The sequence below is a fragment of the Streptomyces sp. NPDC059875 genome (genome assembly GCF_042731085.1).
GTDB lineage: Bacteria > Actinomycetota > Actinomycetes > Streptomycetales > Streptomycetaceae > Streptomyces.
The window spans coordinates 26,706-45,281 of the sequence record NZ_JBHWJZ010000051.1 but is presented as its reverse complement, the minus strand read 5'-3'; the positions used below and the strand labels follow the sequence as shown (position 1 = coordinate 45,281).

Annotated in this window: 16 protein-coding genes; 9 read left to right on the top strand and 7 right to left on the bottom strand. The window is 71.2% G+C overall.

Features of this window, described 5'->3' with window-relative positions; translation table 11 throughout:
- Positions 1-99 precede the first annotated feature (99 nt).
- Positions 100-612: a MarR family winged helix-turn-helix transcriptional regulator gene (locus ACFV9D_RS36180; RefSeq protein ID WP_385156332.1), complete on the bottom strand. Its 513-nt coding sequence runs from the start codon at positions 610-612 to the stop codon at positions 100-102.
- Between the two features lie 166 nt (positions 613-778).
- Between ACFV9D_RS36180 and ACFV9D_RS36175 the strand changes: the two genes are divergently transcribed.
- Both ACFV9D_RS36175 and ACFV9D_RS36170 read left to right on the top strand, forming a co-directional pair.
- The gene (locus ACFV9D_RS36175; RefSeq protein ID WP_385156329.1) at positions 779-1,726 is read left to right on the top strand and encodes an EamA family transporter; all 948 of its coding nucleotides are present in this window, start codon (positions 779-781) and stop codon (positions 1,724-1,726) included.
- Between the two features lie 25 nt (positions 1,727-1,751).
- Complete coding sequence (locus ACFV9D_RS36170; protein WP_385156326.1) at positions 1,752-2,705, top strand: DMT family transporter; 954 nt, start codon at positions 1,752-1,754, stop codon at positions 2,703-2,705.
- A 1-nt stretch (position 2,706) separates the two neighbouring features.
- Here ACFV9D_RS36170 and ACFV9D_RS36165 read toward each other — a convergent pair whose 3' ends face one another.
- On the bottom strand, positions 2,707-3,096 hold the full coding sequence (locus tag ACFV9D_RS36165; protein WP_385156323.1) for a hypothetical protein: 390 nt from the start codon (positions 3,094-3,096) through the stop codon (positions 2,707-2,709).
- 94 nt (positions 3,097-3,190) lie between these two features.
- Here ACFV9D_RS36165 and ACFV9D_RS36160 point away from each other — a divergent pair, with 94 nt between their 5' ends.
- Positions 3,191-4,120, top strand: coding sequence for a LysR family transcriptional regulator (locus ACFV9D_RS36160; RefSeq protein WP_385156320.1), 930 nt, complete (start codon positions 3,191-3,193; stop codon positions 4,118-4,120).
- A 59-nt stretch (positions 4,121-4,179) separates the two neighbouring features.
- On the top strand, positions 4,180-5,313 hold the full coding sequence (gene alc / locus ACFV9D_RS36155) for an allantoicase (protein WP_385156317.1): 1,134 nt from the start codon (positions 4,180-4,182) through the stop codon (positions 5,311-5,313).
- 141 nt (positions 5,314-5,454) lie between these two features.
- On the opposite strand, the gene pepN is transcribed toward alc, so the two are convergent.
- The 5 genes from pepN to ACFV9D_RS36130 form a co-directional block, all read right to left on the bottom strand.
- Positions 5,455-8,028: an aminopeptidase N gene (gene pepN, locus ACFV9D_RS36150; RefSeq protein ID WP_385156314.1), complete on the bottom strand. Its 2,574-nt coding sequence runs from the start codon at positions 8,026-8,028 to the stop codon at positions 5,455-5,457.
- Positions 8,029-8,080: 52 nt separating this feature from the next.
- On the bottom strand, positions 8,081-9,418 hold the full coding sequence (locus ACFV9D_RS36145; RefSeq protein WP_385156312.1) for a TerD family protein: 1,338 nt from the start codon (positions 9,416-9,418) through the stop codon (positions 8,081-8,083).
- A 161-nt stretch (positions 9,419-9,579) separates the two neighbouring features.
- Positions 9,580-10,596, bottom strand: coding sequence for an aspartate-semialdehyde dehydrogenase (locus ACFV9D_RS36140; protein WP_385156310.1), 1,017 nt, complete (start codon positions 10,594-10,596; stop codon positions 9,580-9,582).
- 146 nt (positions 10,597-10,742) lie between these two features.
- Entirely contained in the window at positions 10,743-14,060 is a 3,318-nt protein-coding gene (locus tag ACFV9D_RS36135) for a S8 family serine peptidase (RefSeq protein WP_385156307.1), read from the bottom strand.
- A gap of 189 nt (positions 14,061-14,249) precedes the next feature.
- Complete coding sequence (locus tag ACFV9D_RS36130) at positions 14,250-14,792, bottom strand: CGNR zinc finger domain-containing protein (RefSeq protein WP_385156304.1); 543 nt, start codon at positions 14,790-14,792, stop codon at positions 14,250-14,252.
- 141 nt (positions 14,793-14,933) lie between these two features.
- Here ACFV9D_RS36130 and ACFV9D_RS36125 point away from each other — a divergent pair, with 141 nt between their 5' ends.
- From ACFV9D_RS36125 to ACFV9D_RS36105, 5 genes are all read left to right on the top strand, one after another.
- Positions 14,934-15,422, top strand: coding sequence for a VOC family protein (locus ACFV9D_RS36125; protein WP_385156302.1), 489 nt, complete (start codon positions 14,934-14,936; stop codon positions 15,420-15,422).
- Between the two features lie 95 nt (positions 15,423-15,517).
- Complete coding sequence (locus ACFV9D_RS36120; protein ID WP_385156299.1) at positions 15,518-16,375, top strand: pyridoxamine 5'-phosphate oxidase family protein; 858 nt, start codon at positions 15,518-15,520, stop codon at positions 16,373-16,375.
- A gap of 36 nt (positions 16,376-16,411) precedes the next feature.
- Positions 16,412-16,852 (top strand): HPP family protein, encoded by a 441-nt coding sequence (locus tag ACFV9D_RS36115; RefSeq protein WP_385156296.1) that lies wholly within the window; start codon positions 16,412-16,414, stop codon positions 16,850-16,852.
- Positions 16,853-16,861: 9 nt separating this feature from the next.
- The gene (locus ACFV9D_RS36110) at positions 16,862-17,329 is read left to right on the top strand and encodes an NUDIX hydrolase (RefSeq protein ID WP_385156293.1); all 468 of its coding nucleotides are present in this window, start codon (positions 16,862-16,864) and stop codon (positions 17,327-17,329) included.
- Between the two features lie 95 nt (positions 17,330-17,424).
- On the top strand, positions 17,425-18,573 hold the full coding sequence (locus ACFV9D_RS36105; protein ID WP_385156290.1) for a serine hydrolase domain-containing protein: 1,149 nt from the start codon (positions 17,425-17,427) through the stop codon (positions 18,571-18,573).
- Positions 18,574-18,576: the final 3 nt, after the last annotated feature.

Sequence of the window (18,576 nt, the reverse complement as noted above, 5' to 3'; positions counted from 1 at the left end):
GCTCCACACGCCGGACTGGCCCAATATGGCCTTGGCCCCCGCATCTCCCTTGGGCGCGGCGGGGGTACGGACGTACCGCCGCAGCGCCCTTGTGTGCGTTCACACGACCGTGGTCGCGAGCAGCTTCCGCAGCAGCCCGGCCAGCTGCTCCGCCTCCTCGGGCGTGAGCGCCTCCTCCAGGGCCTCCCTCTGCTGGTCGAGCCCCGCGCCCACCGCCTGGTCCACCAGCTCGCGACCCCGTTCGCTGAGTGTCACCCGCAGCCCGCGCCGGTCGTTCGGGTCGGGGCTGCGGCTGAGCAGCCCGGCCTTCTCCAGCTTGTCGAGCCGGCCCGTCATCCCGCCCGTGGTGATCATCAGCGTCGCGGTGAGCTCGCGCGGCGAGAGCGTGTAGGGCTCACCCGAGCGGCGCAGGGTCGCCAGCACGTCGAACTCCCCGAGTGCCATTCCGTAGGGCGCGTACGCCTTGTCGACCCGCCCGCGCATCGAGGCGGCCAGCCGGTAGATCCGCCCGAAGACGGCCATCGGCAGCGTGTCCAGGTCGGGGCGGACGGCCGCCCACTGGTCGGTGATGGCGTCGACGGCGTCGTGGGCGGGGGGTTCGGTGCGGTCCATGGCGGCAGTCTCCTGATCGATCGACTCGACGGCAAGTAAGTCACTGGGCGGTAAGCCACTCGCGAGAGAGAAGCTTGTGAGCAAGCAGCTTGCCAATAAGTAGCTTATTGCTAAGCTACTTATCATCAAGTCACTCGGACCCACTCCGAACCAGGGGGGACCTGCCATGTCCCGCAAGGCCGCCGTCGTAGCCCTCACCGCGCTCGCCCCGATCTCCTGGGGCTCCACCTACTTCGTCACCACGGAGTTCCTGCCGCCCGACCGACCGCTCTTCACCGGTCTGATGCGCGCGCTGCCCGCCGGACTGCTGCTGCTCGCCCTCACCCGCAAACTGCCCCGGGGTGCCTGGTGGTGGAAGTCCGCGGTCCTCGGCGGCCTCAACATCGGCGCCTTCTTCCCGCTGCTCTTCCTCGCCGCCTACCGGCTGCCCGGCGGGGTCGCGGCGGTCGTCGGCTCGGTCGGCCCGCTCTTCGTCGTCGGCCTGGCGGCCCTCTTCCTGAGTGACCGGCCCACCGTGCGATCCCTGCTCACCGCGATAGCCGCCGCCTTCGGCGTGAGTCTCGTCGTCCTGAAGGCGGGTGCGGCCCTCGACCTCGTCGGCGTGATCGCGGGTCTGCTCTCCGCCCTGTCGATGTCGGCGGGAACGGTCTTCACCAAGCGCTGGGGGAGGCCCGAAGGTGTGGGCGCGCTGGCCCTGACCGGCTGGCAGCTCACCGCCGGCGGCCTGATCATCCTGCCGATCGCCTTCCTGATCGAGGGTGCCCCGCCGGCCCTGGACTCCACCAACCTGCTCGGTTACGCGTACCTCGCCTTCGGCAACACCGCGGTCTCCTACTTCCTCTGGTTCCGCGGGATCGAGCGGCTGAGCGCCTCCTCGGTGACGCTCCTCGGCCCGCTGTCGCCGATCAGCGCCGCCGTCATCGGCTGGGTGGCGCTCGGGCAGGCGCTGGGGCCGGTGCAGCTCGCCGGCATGGCGGTCGCCTTCGGTGCCACCCTGGTCGGCCAGCTGAACCCCCGTACCCCCGCCTCGAAGAAGACCGAAACGTTCAGTTCAACTGAAAGGAACGGTCAGGAACTTTCGATGGACCTGGAGGGTTCCCCGGTGCGACGGTAGAGCGACACCGACCGAAAGGATCACCGTGGCACTCCTGGACCGCGTCCGCACCTCAGAGCCCACCGCCGAGTCCGCCGCCGAGTCCACCACCGCCCCGCGCACCCTCGCGCGGGGCGCGAGCCTGGGTCTCCTCCTCGCGCTCGTGGCCACGGTCGTCTGGTCCGGCAGCTTCGTCGCCTCCCGCGCCCTGCATGACTCCGTACCGCCCGTCCAGGCCGCGTTCTGGCGCTGGATCGTCGCCATCCTGGCCGTCGCCCCCTTCGCGGCCCGCGCGACCTGGCGGCAGCGCCGGGTCATCCGCCGCCACCTCGGCTTCGTCACCCTCGCCGCCCTGCTCGGCGTGACCGTCTACAACACCCTCGTCAACCAGGCCGGACTCACCACCTCCGCCGGCAACATGGGCATGATCATGGCCGCCTCGCCGGTCCTCATGGCGGTGTACGAACGGCTCGGCGGCGCGCGGCTCGGCGCCCGGCGCGTGACCGGCATGCTGATCGCCTGCGCCGGGGTGCTGCTCCTCGTCGGCGAGGGCCGGCTCCCCACCCGGCTCGCCGCGGGCGACCTGTGGATGCTGGCGGCGGCCGTCAGCTTCGCCTCGTACAGCGCCCTGCTCAAGCGCCGCCCGGCCGAACTCGGCGGCCCGGTCTTCCTCTTCACCACCTTCGTGCTCGGCGCGCTGATGCTGCTCCCGGCGTACGGCGTCAGCCTCGCCGCCCAGGGCGGCTTCGAGCCCACCGCCGACACGGTCGGCCCCCTGGTCTACGTCGGTGTCCTCTCCTCCGCCGTCGCCTTCTTCGCCTGGAACAAGGCCATCGCCCTCATCGGCGCGGCCCGCGCCGGAGTCGTCTACTACCTCCAGCCGGTCTGCGTGGCGCTGCTCTCGTACGCCCTGCTCGGCGAGGAGTTGGGGCTCGTGGGCGGCGCGTGCATGGCGCTCATCCTGGGCGGGGTGGCGCTGGCCTCGGCACGCGGGCGGTGAATCAGCGCCAGTCCGCCGGGACCAGGGGTGCGCGGGTGAGCGCGGCCGCGAAGAGGGTCTGGGTCAGGCACATGGTCAGCAGCAGTACCGGCGTCGACGCGAACAACAGGGGCCATAGCGGCAGCAGGAGAAGCGAGGCGAGCTGCCACCGGAACATCACGCCCGTGCGTCGGCTCGCCAGCCCGAAGATCCAGAGGATCACGACGGACGGCACAGCGATGCTCGGGGCGCCCTTCAGGCCGGTCGTCCAGTGCGACTCGTATCCGGGCTCGTCCAGGAAGAGGGCGAGCGCGCCGAACGTCGCCGCGTATGTCAGCAGGTAGCGAGCGGTGGCGTCGGCCAGCAGGAGGCCGAGCACGCCAAGTCTGGCCCAGGGGCCGCGGGTCGTCATGGACTCATCCTGACAGCTGAATTGAACGCGTTCAAGGGCTTTCTTGAACGCGTTCAAGCATGGACTCGCTCGCCCGCCCGGTAGGTTGCGCCCCATGACCGAGTGGGACATCAAGAAGCTCCAGATCCTCCGCACCCTCCGCGACCGCGGCACCGTCACCGCGACCGCGGAGGCACTGCTCATGACCCCCTCGGCCGTCTCCCAGCAGCTCACCAACCTCGCCAAGCAGCTGGGTGTCCAGCTCCTGGAGGCGCAGGGGCGGCGCGTCCGGCTCACCGACGCCGCGCATCTCGTGCTCCGCCACGCCGAGGTCGTCTTCGCCCAACTGGAGCGCGCCGACGCCGAGCTGGAGGGCTATCTGCGCGGCGAGGTGGGTCAGGTGCGGGTCGCGGCGTTCTCGACGGCCGTACCCGCGCTGGTCGTCCCCGCCGTGCAGCAGCTGCGGACCGCGCACCCCGGGCTCGACGTCCGGATCCGCGAGGCCGAGGCCTCCGAGGCGTACGAGCTGCTCGGCGCCGGCGAGGTCGACCTGGCGCTCTCGCTCGCCGCGCACGCCCCCTCCGTACGCGACCCCAAGTTCAGCCGGGTCCCGCTCCTCGCCGACCCCCTCGACGTCGCCCTGCCCGCCGGGCACCCCCTCGCCGACGCGCCCGGGCTGCGGCTCGCCGACCTCTCCGCCGAGCCCTGGATCTTCGGCGGCTCCGGCCCCTGGTCCGAGATCACCACCGCCGCCTGCGAGGCCGCCGGCTTCGTGCCCGAACAGGCCCACAGCGCCGCCGGCTGGACCGCGATCCTCGCCATGGTCGAGGCCGGCATGGGTGTCGCCCTTGTGCCCCGGATGGCCTCCGCCGAGCGCCGCGCCGGAGTCGTCATGCGCGTCCTCTCCGCCGACCAGCCGCGCCGCCACGTCGTCGCGGCGGTACGGCGCGGGGCGGAGGAGGGCGTCGCGGTGGCCCGGGTGCTCGCCGCGCTGCGCCAGGCGGCCGCACAGCGCGAGACCGTCCAGACCGTTCAGAAGAACTGAAAACACCTGTCGAAAACATTCGATGGACCCACCAGGTCCTCGAGGCGCACAGTCGACGCATGACCTTCGAGACGAGCCAGGACCAGGACCCGCACGCCAACGACGCCGCCCCCTACGGGGGTGGCGACCCGTACGCCGACTACCGCACCGGTGACTTCCCCTTCACCGAGCTGGTCGACCTGGCCGACCGCCGCCTCGGCGCCGGCGTCGTCGCCGCCAACGACGAGTTCTTCGCCGAGCGCGAGAACCTCCTCGTCCGCGAGCGCGCGGTCTTCGACCCCGAGCACTTCGGCCACAAGGGCAAGATCATGGACGGCTGGGAGACCCGCCGCCGCCGTGGTGCCGACGCCGAGAACGTCTTCCCCGCCCCCGAGGACCACGACTGGGCGATCGTCCGCCTCGGCGCCCCCGGCGTCATCCGCGGCATCATCGTCGACACCGCCCACTTCCGCGGCAACTACCCGCAGCGGGTGTCGATCCAGGCCGCCGCCGTCGAGGGATCGCCCAGCCCCGAGCAGCTCCTCGCCGACGACGTGAAGTGGGAGGAGCTCGTCCCGCCCACCCCCGTGCGCGGCCACGCCGCCAACGGCTTCGCGATCGACGTCGAGCGCCGCTTCACCCATGTACGGGTCTGCCAGCACCCCGACGGCGGCATCGCCCGCCTGCGCGTCCACGGCGATGTCGTGCCCGACCCCGAATGGCTGGACCTGCTCGGCACCCTCGACCTGATCTCCGTACTCAACGGAGGCGTGTACGAGGACGCGTCGGACAAGTTCTACTCCTCGCCGACGCAGATCATCCTGCCCGGCACCTCCCGCAAGATGGACGACGGCTGGGAGAACCGCCGCCGCCGGGTCCGCGGCACCAACGACTGGGTCCGCTTCCGGCTCGCCGCCCAGGGAGCCGTACGCGCCGTCGAGATCGACACCGCGTACCTCAAGGGCAACTCGGCCGGCTGGATCTCGCTCCAGGGCCGCAACGGCGACACGGGCGAGTGGTTCGAGATCATCCCCCGGACCAGGCTGCAGCCCGACACCCTGCACCGCTTCAAGCTCCCGGCCCAGGCCGTCGTCACCCACGTCCGCCTCGACGCCTTCCCCGACGGCGGCGTCGCCCGGATGCGGCTGCACGGCACGCTGACGGAGCAGGGCGCGGCCGACCTGCGCGCCCGCTACGCGGCGCTCGGCGGCTGACCCGTCCCGCACGACTTCCGCCCGGCGGGCGGCCGCGCGCCGACGCCCGCCCGCCGAGCGGACCCAAACGGACGAAGGGGCACCCCCGTGGGGGAGGGTGCCCCTTCGTCGTTTCGCGCAGTGAGTCCTACGCGGTGATCGTCACGCGGCGGCCGCGTCCGCCGCCTGCGCCTTCAGGGCGCGCTCCACGCCCGCACGGCACTCCGTCACCAGACGGCGCAGCGCCGGAGCCGGGTCGTGCTCCGCGATCCACGCGTCCGTGGCGTCCAGGGTCTCCTGCGAGACCTGGATCGTCGGGTAGAGGCCCACCACGATCTGCTGGACGATCTCGTGGCTGCGGGTCTCCGAGATGCCCTTGATCGAGGCGAAGTACTTCGCCGTGTACGGGGCGAGCAGCTCACGCTGGTCGGTCTGCACGAAGCCCCCGATCACCGCCTCCTGCACGGCGTTCGCCAGCTTGTCGGACTCCACGACCGACGCCCAGGCCTCGGCCTTCGCCGCCTCCGTCGGACGGGCCGACCGCGCGGTCGCCGCGTGGCGCTCGCCCGCCGCGGTCTTGTCCCGCGCCAGCTCGGCCGCGATCTCCGGCTCGTCGAAACGCCCCGTCGCGGCGAGCCGCTGCACGAACGCCCAGCGCAGCTCGGTGTCCACGGCCAGACCCCCGATGATGTGCGTGCCGTCGAGCAGACCGGCGAGCACGTCCAGCTCCGCGTCCGTCCGCGCGGTCGCGGCGAACGCCCGCGCCCACGCCAGCTGGTGGTCGCTCCCAGGGGCCGCCGCCCGCAGCTGCTCCTGCGCCGCCTGCGTCCAGCGCGCCAGACCCGTCGCCCGCCACTCCGGCGCCGCGTACAGGTCGAGGGCCGCCTTCACCTGGCCCTGCAGCGACTGCACCACGCCGATGTCGGTCTCCTTGGTGATGCCCGAGAGCACCAGGTCCAGGTAGTCACGGGTGGCCAGCTCGCCGTCCCGCGTCATGTCCCAGGCCGAGGACCAGCACAGCGCGCGCGGCAGCGACTCGGTGAAGTCCCCGAGGTGCGCGGTCACGTTCTTCAGCGACACGTCGTCGAGGCGGACCTTGGCGTACGACAGGTCGTCGTCGTTGAGCAGCACGACCGCCGGACGCGGCTTGCCCGCCACCTGCGGCACTGCGGTCAGCTCGGCCGCCTCGATGTCCAGCTCGATCCGCTCGGTGCGGACCAGCTTGCCGGCCGCGTCCAGGTCGTAGAAGCCGATCGCGATCCGGTGCGGACGCAGCGTCGACTCGCCCTTGGCGCCGGCGGGCAGCGCCGGGGCCTCCTGCTTGACGGCGAAGGAGGTGATGACGCCGTTCTCGTCGGTCTCGATCTCCGGACGCAGGATGTTGATGCCGGCCGTCTCCAGCCACAGCTTCGACCAGGCCTTCAGATCACGGCCGGAGGTCTCCTCCAGCGCGCCGAGCAGGTCGGTCAGCCGGGTGTTGCCGAAGGCGTGCGCCTTGAAGTACGCCTGCACGCCCTTGAAGAACTCGTCCTGGCCGACGTATGCGACCAGCTGCTTCAGGACCGAGGCGCCCTTGGCGTAGGTGATGCCGTCGAAGTTGACCAGCACGTCCTCGAGATCGTTGATCTCGGCCATGATCGGGTGCGTGGAGGGCAGCTGGTCCTGGCGGTACGCCCAGGTCTTCTCCGCGTTGGCGAAGGTGGTCCAGGCCTGCGGCCAGCGGGTGCCCTCGACGGAGGCCTGGCAGGCGACCGAGGTGAAGGTCGCGAACGACTCGTTCAGCCACAGGTCGTTCCACCACTCCATGGTGACCAGGTCGCCGAACCACATGTGCGCGAGCTCGTGCAGGATCGTCTCGGCCCGGCGCTCGTACGCCGCGTCCGTCACCTTCGAGCGGAAGACGTACTGGTCGCGGATGGTCACCGCGCCCGCGTTCTCCATCGCGCCCGCGTTGAACTCCGGGACGAAGAGCTGGTCGTACTTGGCGAAGGGGTAGTCGTACGCGAACTTCTCCTGGAACCAGTCGAAGCCCTGGCGCGTGACGTCGAAGATGTGGTCCGCGTCGAGGAACTCGGCCAGCGACGGTCGGCAGTAGATGCCGAGCGGGACGGTCTGCCCGTCCTTCTCGTACGAGGAGTGCACCGAGTGGTACGGGCCGACGATCAGCGCGGTGATGTACGTCGAGATCCGCGGGGTGGGCTCGAACACCCACACGTCGTCCTTGGGCTCCGGCGTCGGCGAGTTGGAGATCACCGTCCAGCCGCTCGGCGCCTTCACGGTGAACTGGAAGGTCGCCTTCAGGTCCGGCTGCTCGAAGGAGGCGAAGACGCGACGGGCGTCCGGCACCTCGAACTGGGTGTAGAGGTACGCCTGGTCGTCGACCGGGTCGACGAACCGGTGCAGACCTTCACCCGTGTTGGTGTACGCGCAGTCCGCGACGACCTTCAGCTCGTTCGGGCCCTGGTGCAGATGGGCCAGCGCGATCCGCGAGTCCCGGAAGACGGCGGCGACGTCGAGCGCGTGGCCGTTGAGCACGACCTCGTGCACGGCGGGGGCGACGAGGTCGATGAAGGTCTCCGCACCGGCCTCGGCGGAATCGAAGCGGACGGTGGTGACGGACCGGTAGGTGCCGCCCTCCTGCGCACCGGTGAGGTCGAGGTCGACCTCGTACGCGTCCACGGTCAGCAGCTTCGCCCGCTGCTGCGCCTCTTCACGGGTCAGGTTTGTGCCAGGCACCCGGTCAACTCCTCGGTTTCGTGACGTTTGGGCCATCCTTCCACGCGGCACGTCAGCGCCGCACCGCACATTTCCAGGGGCCGTCGCCGCTGATCCGCAGGAGGCCGGGGCCGGGCACGGGAGCGCTGACCCGGACCTCGCCGATCTCGTTGACGAGCAGGTCCTGGTCCTCCGCGTCGTACTCCGGCTCGCGCGGCGGGGTGTGCTGGTGGACGGTGAAGTTGGACTCGCCGTGGTGGAAGAAGTCGAGGACGCCGGGCGGCCCCTCGTAGACGACGAGGTCGTGGGCGTGGCCCTCGATGTGGCTGTCGAAGCGGCGGGCGTGGGTGAGGGGGAGGACCCGCAGGGTCCAGGGGGTGTCCGCCTCGACCCGCAGGGTCAGCGGCCGGTCGCGCGGGACGAGCGCGACGGTACGGGCGCGGACGTCGTCCTCGTACGCCATGAGCAGGTAGTCCTCGGCGCGGCCGTAGGCGTCGCAGGACTCGATCGTGGTGGAGATCGAGTGGTACGACTCGATCTCCAGGAGTGCCCAGCCCGGGGGAAGGGAGGGGTCGCAGTGCACGGTCTCCTTGCCGCGGCCCTGGTGGGTCGAGGGCCGGAAGGACGAGGAGAACGGGTCGGCGGCCGCGTACGCGGGCGCGGCGACGGGAGCGACGGGGGCGTGGGGGGTGAACGGGACGACCGGGGCGGTCGGGGTGAACGGGACGACCGGGGTGCCCGGGGCGGCGAACGCCGGGGGCGAGGCGGGCGGCACGTACCCCGGGCCGGGCGCCGGCGCGGGTGGGGGAACGTACCCCGGGCCCGGGATCGGGGCGGGTGGGGGAACGTACCCCGGGCCCGGGATCGGGGCGGGCGGGGCCTCCACCACGATGCCGAAGTCCGTCGCGAGGCCGGCGAGACCGGAGGCGTACCCCTGCCCCACGGCACGGAACCGCCAGCCGCCCTCCCGCCGGTAGAACTCGCCGAAGACGAACGCCGTCTCCGTCGTCGCGTCGCCGATCGCGAAGTACGCCACCGGTCCGCCGGCGAGGTCCATGACCCGCACGTCCAGGCCGGGCACCTGCCCGAAGGCCCCGCCGTCCGCGGAGGCGGCGACCACGATCCGGTCGATCCCGGGCTCCACCCGCGCGAGGTCCAGCCACAGCCAGTCCGCGGCCGCGCCGCCCGGCGCACCCGGCGCCGACTTGCCCAGATGCCGCACCGCGCCCGAGGGGTGCTCGACCTGGTTGTAGAAGACGAGGTCCGCATCCCCCCGCACCCGTCCCCCGGCGTCCAACAGCAGGGCCGAGACATCCACCTCGGGCGCCCCGGGCACGACCTGCCAGGCGACGGCGACCTGGAGGGCCTGGGCGGGCACCGGGAGGTTGGCACCCTTGGGTATCTGGGTCATGGTCGGATCCTGTCACCCGGAGGCCCGGCTTCGAACGCGTTGTCCGGATTCAGTCGGGGCCGTGACCACCGGACGCCGGGGCCGTGGCCCGGGACGCCGAAGGGGCGGCCGCCCTCCCGGACGGCCGCCCCTTCACGTACGGATTCACGTACGGACCGGCGTCAGCCCTTCAGCTCCGCCGCGACCAGCTCCGCGATCTGCACCGCGTTCAGCGCGGCGCCCTTGCGCAGGTTGTCGTTGGACAGGAACAGCGCCAGACCGTTGTCGACGGTCTCGTCCACGCGGATGCGACCCACGTACGAGGCGTCCTTGCCGGCAGCCTGGAGCGGGGTCGGGATCTCGGAGAGCTCGACGCCCTCGGCGTCCTTGAGCAGCTCGTAGGCGCGCTCGACACTGATCGGACGGTCGAAGCGGGCGTTGACCTGCAGCGAGTGGCCGGAGAAGACCGGGACGCGCACACAGGTGCCGGAGACCTTCAGCTCCGGGATCTCCAGGATCTTGCGGGACTCGTTGCGGAGCTTCTGCTCCTCGTCGGTCTCGTGGAGGCCGTCGTCGACGAGGTTGCCCGCCAGCGGGATGACGTTGAAGGCGATGCTGCGCCGGTAGACGCTGGGCTCGGGGAAGGCGACGGCCTCGCCGTCGTGGGTCAGCTCGGTGGCGCGCTCGGCGACGGCCTTGACCTGGCCGTCCAGCTCGGCCACGCCCGCCACGCCCGAGCCGGAGACGGCCTGGTAGGTGGTGGCGACCAGCGCGACGAGACCGGCCTCCTGGTGCAGCGGCTTGAGGACCGGCATGGCGGCCATCGTGGTGCAGTTCGGGTTGGCGATGATCCCCTTGGGGCGGTCCTTGACCGCGTGCGGGTTGACCTCGGAGACGACCAGCGGGACCTCGGGGTCGCGGCGCCAGGCGGAGGAGTTGTCGATCACGACCGCCCCCTGGGAGGCGACCTTCTCGGCGAGGGCCTTGGAGGTGGCGCCACCGGCGGAGAACAGGACGATGTCGAGGCCGGTGTAGTCGGCGGTGGCGGCGTCCTCGACCGTGACCCCGTCGAGGACGGTGCCGGCGGAGCGGGCGGAGGCGAAGAGCCGCAGCTCGTCGACCGGGAACTCGCGCTCGGCCAGGATCTTGCGCATGACTGTGCCGACCTGACCGGTGGCTCCGACGATTCCGACCTTCACGGGGACTCCTCCGTACGTTTGTGCAGGCTGCTGCCGTCCATGATGCGTATGTCCCGGCCCGCCTTGTCCAATCCATTGTCCGAGGATCGGGACGCGAAAGGGGCGGGCACCGGTTTCGGCGCCCGCCCCTCACTCGCTCAGCGGTGTTACGGAGTGACCTTGCCGATCACGACGCTGCCGGCGCCCGCGACCGTGCCGCGCGCGTTCAGCAGCTGGACCTCGCCGAAGAACTGCCGCCCCTCGGGCGCGGCACCGGCGACCAGCACCTCGGCGCCGACCTTGGCGGAAGCGCCGTTGGCCAGCGGGTAGGTCTTGGACGCGTCGACCTGGACGCTGCCGAGAGCGGCCGAGTAGTACACGTCCTTGTAGTCGAAGGTCGTACCGCCCTCGGCCTGCACCGAGTAGCCGTCGATCACGATCGTGTAGGTACCGGCGGCCGGCTTGACCAGCGAGACGGCCTCCTCCGAGTCGCCGTCCGCGGCCTGACCCACCTGCACGCCGTCGCGCAGGACCGTCAGGTCCAGGTCGGCGGCCTTGTCGGAGGTGTTGCCGATCGCCACGTCGAGCCGCTCGACACCCTCACCGATGGTGACGGTCTTCGTCTGCTGCTCGTGGTGCTTGATCGTCGGCGTCTCCGACTTCAGGGAGCCCAGCGGGCCGCCCTTCAGCTTGCCGTCGATGCCGGCGAACTTGTTGGTGACGGTCCACTCGACGGCGGTCGGGGTGCCGACCTTCGCCTCGGCGACCGTCTGGACGGCCGGGTCGAAGTCGGCGCCGAGCACCGACACGTCCAGCTTGTACGGGTTGTCCAGGTCGGGCGAGGTGCGGCGCGCCTCGACCTCGATCTCCCAGACGCCCGGCGTCGGGTTGGCGTACGACCGCAGGTCCGCACGGCAGCCGTTGCCCGGGTTGTAGTGCGGGTAGCAGACGTTGGACGCGGTGGACTCGAAGGCCACGCCGTACGGGTGGATCGAGATGAACCGGGTCTGGCTCTTCTCCTTCAGACCGCCCAGGGCGACCTCAAGGGTCTTGGCGCCCTCCGGAACGGTCACGAAGTACGACTTGTGGCTGTTGCGCTGGACCGAGCCGGACGCCGAGAAGCCGTAGCCGGGCGCGACCAGGTCGCTCGCGACGACCGAGGTGGCGAGGATCTGCTTGTCCACGCCCTCCGTGCGCTCGTCGTCGGCCTCCAGGATCACGCTGTGCACACCGGCGGTGGTGGGCTTGGCCTGGATCTTGACGGTGACCGGCGTGTTCAGCGGCAGGTCGATCTCGTCGTCGCCGAGGATCCGGAAGGTGCCGTCGTTGTACTTCAGCTCCAGCTCGTGCTCGATGGGCCGGTTCGGGCCGTTCGTGCGCGTGATGGTGACGTCGTAGACCTTCTTCTGGCCGACCTTGAGGCCGCCCTCACGGTCGTACACACCGGTGCCGGTGTGCGGGGCCGGGAAGATCGCGGTGTCGACCGGGGCCTCGACCTTGTAGTCGTGCGCCGTGGCGCCTTCCTTGATCGACTCCCAGGCGTCGTTGATGTCGATCAGACCCGAGCCCTGCTCGTGGGCCGCGACACCGGAGATCCGGTGGGCGGTCGAGGTGAGCGCGGTGCGCAGGCTGAGCGGCGAGAGCTCGATGCGCTTCTGCTTCGCGGCCGAGAGCAGCAGCGCGCTCGCGCCCGCGACCTGCGGCGACGACATCGAGGTGCCGTTGAGCATCCCGTAGCCGGCGGGCAGCGCGTAGCCGGACTCGGGCACGCCGGAGCCGGCCTGCCAGGTCGGGATGGTGTTCACGGCCGAGCCCGGACCGGTGATGGTCGGGGTGAAGCCGCCGTCCTCACGCGGGCCGCGCGAGGAGAAGGGGAACATCGCGTACGACTTGGTGACGGCCGAGCCGTAGTTGGAGGCCCAGGTCGACTTGGAGATCGCCGCGCCGACCGAGACGACCTTGTCGGCCAGGCCGGGGTCGCCGATCGTGTTGATGCCCGGGCCGGAGTTGCCGGCCGAGATGATCAGCTGCACGCCGTACTGGTCGATCAGACGGGTGTAGAGGCGGGCGCGGACGTTGTCGCCGTCGTTCTGCGCGGGCAGACCGCCGATCGACATGTTGACGATGTCGACGCCACGGTTGACGACGAGGTCCGTCATGCCCTCGGTCAGTGCGGTGTTGGTGCAGCCGCCGGTCCAGGTGCAGGCGCGCGAGGAGACGAGCTTCGCGCCGGGCGCCGCACCGTTCATCCTGCCGCCGAAGAGGCTGTGGGCGGCGGTGATGCCGGCGACGTGCGTGCCGTGCGAGGACTCGACGACGCCGATGTTGACGAAGTCGGCCTTCTTGCCGACCCAGGTCCCGCCGAGCGGGTCCATCGCGACGTCCTTGCGGATCTCGACGACGAACGGCGTCTTCTCGACGACCTCGGTGGCCGGGTTGTCGGTACCGAAGTAGCCGATCTGGTACCCGTCCTTGTACGGCTTCATCGGCGCGTTGTCCGTGAAGTCGTTGTTCTGGTCGGTGTCGACGCGGACGGTCCCGGCGGCCGGGTCGTACAGCATGCCGAAGAGGTCGGCCGTGTCGCCGTCGCGGTTGATGTCACCGGCCGGGTCGCCGCCCGCGGTGATCGCCTCGTTGAAGCGGCTGAACTGGTAGGAGCCCTCGGGCGCCTTCCAGGACTGCGACGAGGCGGTGAAGACCGGGCCCGCGACGGGGGTGATCTGGGCACGCCAGGTGCCGTCGCCCTCGGTCAGCGGGTCGGTGGCGGTGACCCAGTCGACGATCTTGCGCTCGCCGGTGGTGGTCTTCTGCAGGGCCGGGTGGCCCAGGTCGACACCGGAGTCGAGGATGCCGATGGTCACGCCGCGGCCGTCGGCCTTGGGGTGGTCCTCGACGAACTCGACCGCACCCGTCTCGTGGGACGGGTTGTACGGGTTCTTCGCCGGGGTGTTCTTGCCCGGGGCCGGGTACGTCGTGGCGACGGTCGTGCCCTCGACGGCGCCGGTGGTGCCCGCGTCCGGGGTCGGGTCGTCCAGCTTGATCTCGGCCTGGAGGTCGATCGACTGGACGGAGGAGAGCTTGGTGGCCGCCGTGATGGCGGCCTCCGCCTTCGCGGTCGGGATGGTGGCGCGGACGTAGCCGAGCTTGTCGTCCTGCTTGCCGACCGAGGCGCCCTGGACGGCGTCGAGCTGGCCTGCGACCTGCTCGGTGGCGCCGGGGGCGGTGGCCACGAGGATCGTGACGTTCTTCTCGCCGGTCGCCTCGGCCTCGGAGAGGCGCTGGGCGTCGGTCGGGCCGAGCTTGTCGGCGGAGTCGGAGGACTTGACCGGGGGAGTGGTCGCCGGGTCGTCGGCGGCCAGGACCGGAGCAGCGCCGGCCGCGATGAGCGCGGTCACAAGTCCGGCGGCGGCGGCGATACGGGCCGCGCGTCTGTGCCCGGGGGTCGAGCGCCCGGGTATGGAGCTCTGAGATTCGGGGGTGGTCATTTACATCCCTGTTTGTGAAAGAAGAGGGTCCGGATTTCGGTACCGGATGACCGCTCAGCCTTTCGTAAGTGACAGGGGTTTGTGGAGAGTTGCCGGGTGGCGGGATGTGCTGATGGCGCACATCCGCCACTGCGGGACATGCGCCATCGGGAGCAAAACGCCCTCAATCAGGGCGAGTCGACTGGGTAGTTAGTTGTCCTTTGTACGGGCATAGTGGCGCGAGGCCTTGGCCCGGTTGCCGCAGATCGCCATCGAGCACCAGCGCCGGGTCCCGTTCCGCGAGGTGTCGAAGAAGTGCAGGATGCACGCCTCGTGGGCGCAGGCCCGGATGCGGTCCGGTGCCGTGCGCAGCAGGTCGAGGTAGTCACGGGCGGCGGTCCAGCCGGGCCCCCAGGCGGCGTCCTCGAACTCCGGCACCTCGCCCGGACCCTCGGGCGTGAGGGTGGCGCGGATGCGACCGTGCCCGAGAACGGCGTCGACGCGTGCGATCGCGGAGGGCTCGCCGGGGAGGTCGACGAGGCCGGCGAGGGCGTCACGGGCGGCGAGTGTGTGGCGGAGCGTCGTCGCGTCGGCGGCGAAGCGCTCGCCGAGCCCGTTCGCGGCGAGCCAGACGCCCAGCCCCTCGGTGTCGGTCAGCAGGTCCTGCCGTACGCCCTCGTGCATCCAGCGGGTGTTGAGCAGGTCGAGGGAGACGGGTTCGCCGACCAGGGGTCGCGGGTCGGAAACGGTCATGACGGGACGCCCTCCTCGAAGAACTAACCCCTCAAGGTTACGTGACCGGTTGCGCGATCGGATGACTAACCTCTAAACTCGAATTAAGAGGTTAGCTAGCTCTGACCGCACGATGACCTGCTCGATGAGAGGGGACCCGCCATGTCGGCGATCGGAACGCTGAACACCGGCCACATCGGACTCAACGTCACGGACCTGGAGCGCTCGCTCGGCTTCTACGCGGACGTCCTGGGCTTCGAACTGCTCCATGAGGGCAAGGAGGAAGTCCCCCGTAGCCCTTCGGGCACGGGAGGTGCCCCCAGGCGGTTCGCGTTCCTGGGCCAGGGCGGCCGGCTGGTCCTCACGCTCTGGCAGCAGGCGGAGGGCGCGTACGACTCCGGCCGCGCGGGCCTGCACCACCTCGCCTTCGAGGCCGAGTCGATCGACCGCGTCAGGGCGGCGGAGACGGCCCTGAAGGCGCGCGGCACCTCCTTCGCCTACGAGGGCGTGGTCCCCCACGCCGAGGGCTCGTCCTCGGCCGGCATCTTCTTCCACGACCCGGACGGCACCCGCCTGGAGATCTACACCCCGAAGGGGGCGGAGCCCGCGGACGCCCCCGTAGAGGGCGCCCCGACCTGCGGCTTCTTCTAGCCCCGGCCTCCCCGTTGTGGACGCCACGAACGCGCCCACCGCGCCAGGGCCCCGCACCCCGACCCCCGGACCCGCACACGAAAGGACCCACGGCCATGGACCCGTACAACCAAGGCTCCCTCGCGGTGCAGGAGCGCGTAGGGGTCCGCGCCCTCGCAACCCACATCGCCCCCTCCATCACCCCCGGCATCCGCCCCGTCGCCGCCGCCTTCCTCGAGCGCCAGCCCATGCTGGTGCTCGGCGCGGCGGACGCCGACGGCCAGGTCTGGAGCACCCTCCTGACCGGCACCCCCGGCTTCGTCCGGGCGACCGGCCCGCACACCATCTCCGTGGCGGCCACAGCCCCCACCCCCGAGCCCGCCCCCGTCGGCACGATCGCCCTGGACCCCCGCACCCGCCGCCGCATGCGCCTCAACGGCATCGCCCGCCCCAGCGCGCGCGGCTTCACCGTCGAGGCGGAGGAGGTCTTCTCCAACTGCCCGAAGTACATCCAGAAGCGCGAGCTGTACGCGCCGGACGTCACCACCCCGCCCGGCGCCCCGCACCACGGCACCGCGCTCGCCCCCGACCAGGAGCGGTTGGTCCGCGCCGCCGACACCTTCTTCGTCGCGACCGCCGCCCCCGACGGCGTGGACGCGAGCCACCGCGGCGGCAACCCCGGTTTCGTACGGGTCGAGTCGCCCACCGAACTGAGCTGGCAGGACTATCCCGGCAACGCGATGTTCCTGACCCTCGGCAATCTGGAGACCGACGGCCGCGCGGGCCTGCTCTTCCTCGACTGGCACACCGGCACCACGCTTCAGCTGACCGGCCGCGCCCACACGACGTACGGCCCCGGCGGAGTCCGCACCAACCGCTTCCGTATCGAGCGGACCGTGGAGACCCCGACCGCCAGCCCCCTGCGCTGGTCGCACCCCGAGTACTCGCCCGCCAACCCACCCCTGGACTCGTGAATGGCATCCGCCCCCGCCCGCCCCCACCCCCGTGCCGTGGCCACGTCCACCTCCGTCAGCGTCGCGGCCCTTCTCGTCCTCGTGGCTCTCGGCACCGTGCTGCACCAGCCCCTGCTGATCCCGCCCCTGGCGGCCAGCATGGCGCTCGTCGCCGGGGCGCCCGACCTGCCGCTGTCCCAGCCCCGCTCAGTCGTCGGCGGCCAGCTCCTCTCCGCCCTCACCGGCTTCGCCGTCCTGCTCGTCGCCGGACCCGGCCTCTGGGGTGCGGCCCTCGCGGGCGGTCTCGCGCTCGGCGTCATGATGGCCGCCCGCACCCCCCACTCGCCCGCCGCGGCGACGGCCGTGATCGTCACCCTCCAGAATCCGCCGTTCTGGAGCTTCCTCGCCCTGCTGGCCCTCGCGAGCGCCCTGCTCGTCGCCGTCGGCCTCGCGGGCGCCCGCGCCACCGGGCGGACGTACCCGGCGTACTGGTTCTAACCTCGGCACATGAAACAGGAGTTGAGGGTGGCGGCCTACGCCGTGTGTGTCCGTGACGACGAGGTACTCCTCGCCCGCTGGGTGGACAGCTCGGGGGCCAAGCGCTGGACCCTGCCCGGTGGCGGGATGGACCACGGAGAGGAACCGGTCGACACCGTCGTCCGCGAGGTCGAGGAGGAGACCGGGTACGTCACCGAGCCGGTCGCCCTGCTCGGCATCGACTCCATCCGCCGCGGCTGGCTGCGCCGGTTGGCCGGCCCGGGCGACTTCCAGGGCCTGCGGATCATCTACGAATCCCGCATCATCGGCGGCTCCCTGCGCAACGAGACCGGCGGCTCCACCGACCTCGCCGCCTGGCATCCCATCGCCTCCGTCCCGGAGCTCGCCCGCGTCGAACTCGTCGACATCGGCCTGCAGTTGTGGAGCGAACGTCCGCCCGTCGGCCGCTCCCGCCTCGCCGATCCGGCGAACGGCTGAATTCCGCTCAACCGAAGCAGCTCCGCTCAACCGACCCGCCCGCCCCCGGGGTCCCCTCCCGTGACCGCAGTACGCACACCAGGGGAGCCCGCACCATGTCAGCTGTACGCACCACTCGCACCGTCCTCGCCGCCACCGCCGTGGCCGCCCTCACCGCCGGAGCGCTCGCCGCACCCGCCGTCGCGGCCACGGCACCGAAGAAGCCCGACCACACCGCGACCCAGCGGGCCCTCGACGCGGCGGTCGAGGCGGGCGTGCCCGGCGCCGTCGCCCAGGCCCGGTCCGGCCACAGCGCCTGGACCGGGACGGCCGGTGAGCGTGGCGGCAAGGACCGCTACCGGGTCGGCTCCATCACCAAGACCTTCGTGGCCACCGTCCTCCTCCAGCTCCAGGCCGAGGGCCGCCTCGACCTGGACGACCCCGTCGAGAAGTGGCTGCCGGGCGTGGTCCGCGGCAACGGCCACGACGGCCGGAAGGTCACCGTCCGCCAGCTCCTCAACCACACCAGCGGCATCTACAGCGTCACCTCCGACGCCGGGTTCCAGCAGAAGGTGTTCGGTCCGGACTTCCTGAAGCACCGCTACGACACCTGGACCTCGGAGCAGCTCGTCGCGATCGCGATGACCCACGAGCCGGACTTCGCCCCCGGCACCGCCTGGACCTACTCCAACACCAACTACGTCCTGGCGGGCATGGTGATCGAGAAGGCGACCGGCCGTCCGTACGGGAAGGAGGTCGAGCGGCGGATCATCAAGCCGCTGAAGCTGCGCGCCACCAGCGTGCCCGGCACGACCGTGACGATGCCGAAGCCGAGTTCGCGGGCGTATTCGAAGCTCTCGATCGACACGAACGCGACGACGGTCCACGACGTCACCGAGCTGAACCCGAGCCTCGCCCAGGCGGCCGGCGAGATGATCTCCGACTCCAACGATCTGCAGACCTTCTACCGAGCCCTGTTCAAGGGCGCGTTGCTGCCGAAGGCCGAGCTGCGCGAGATGACGCAGGCGGTGCCTGTCAGCGCCGAGGACCCGGAGTTCTTCTACGGCCTCGGGCTGATGCAGCTGAAGCTGAGCTGCGGCAAGGAGGTGTGGGGCCACGGTGGTGGCATCCACGGCTCCTCGTCCCAGGCCGTCGCCACCAGGGACGGCGAGCACTCGCTCGCCATGAACTTCAACGCCGACTGGACGGGGGACAGCCAGACCGTCATCGAGGCCGAGTTCTGCGGTACGGCTCCGAAGGGCTGAGGC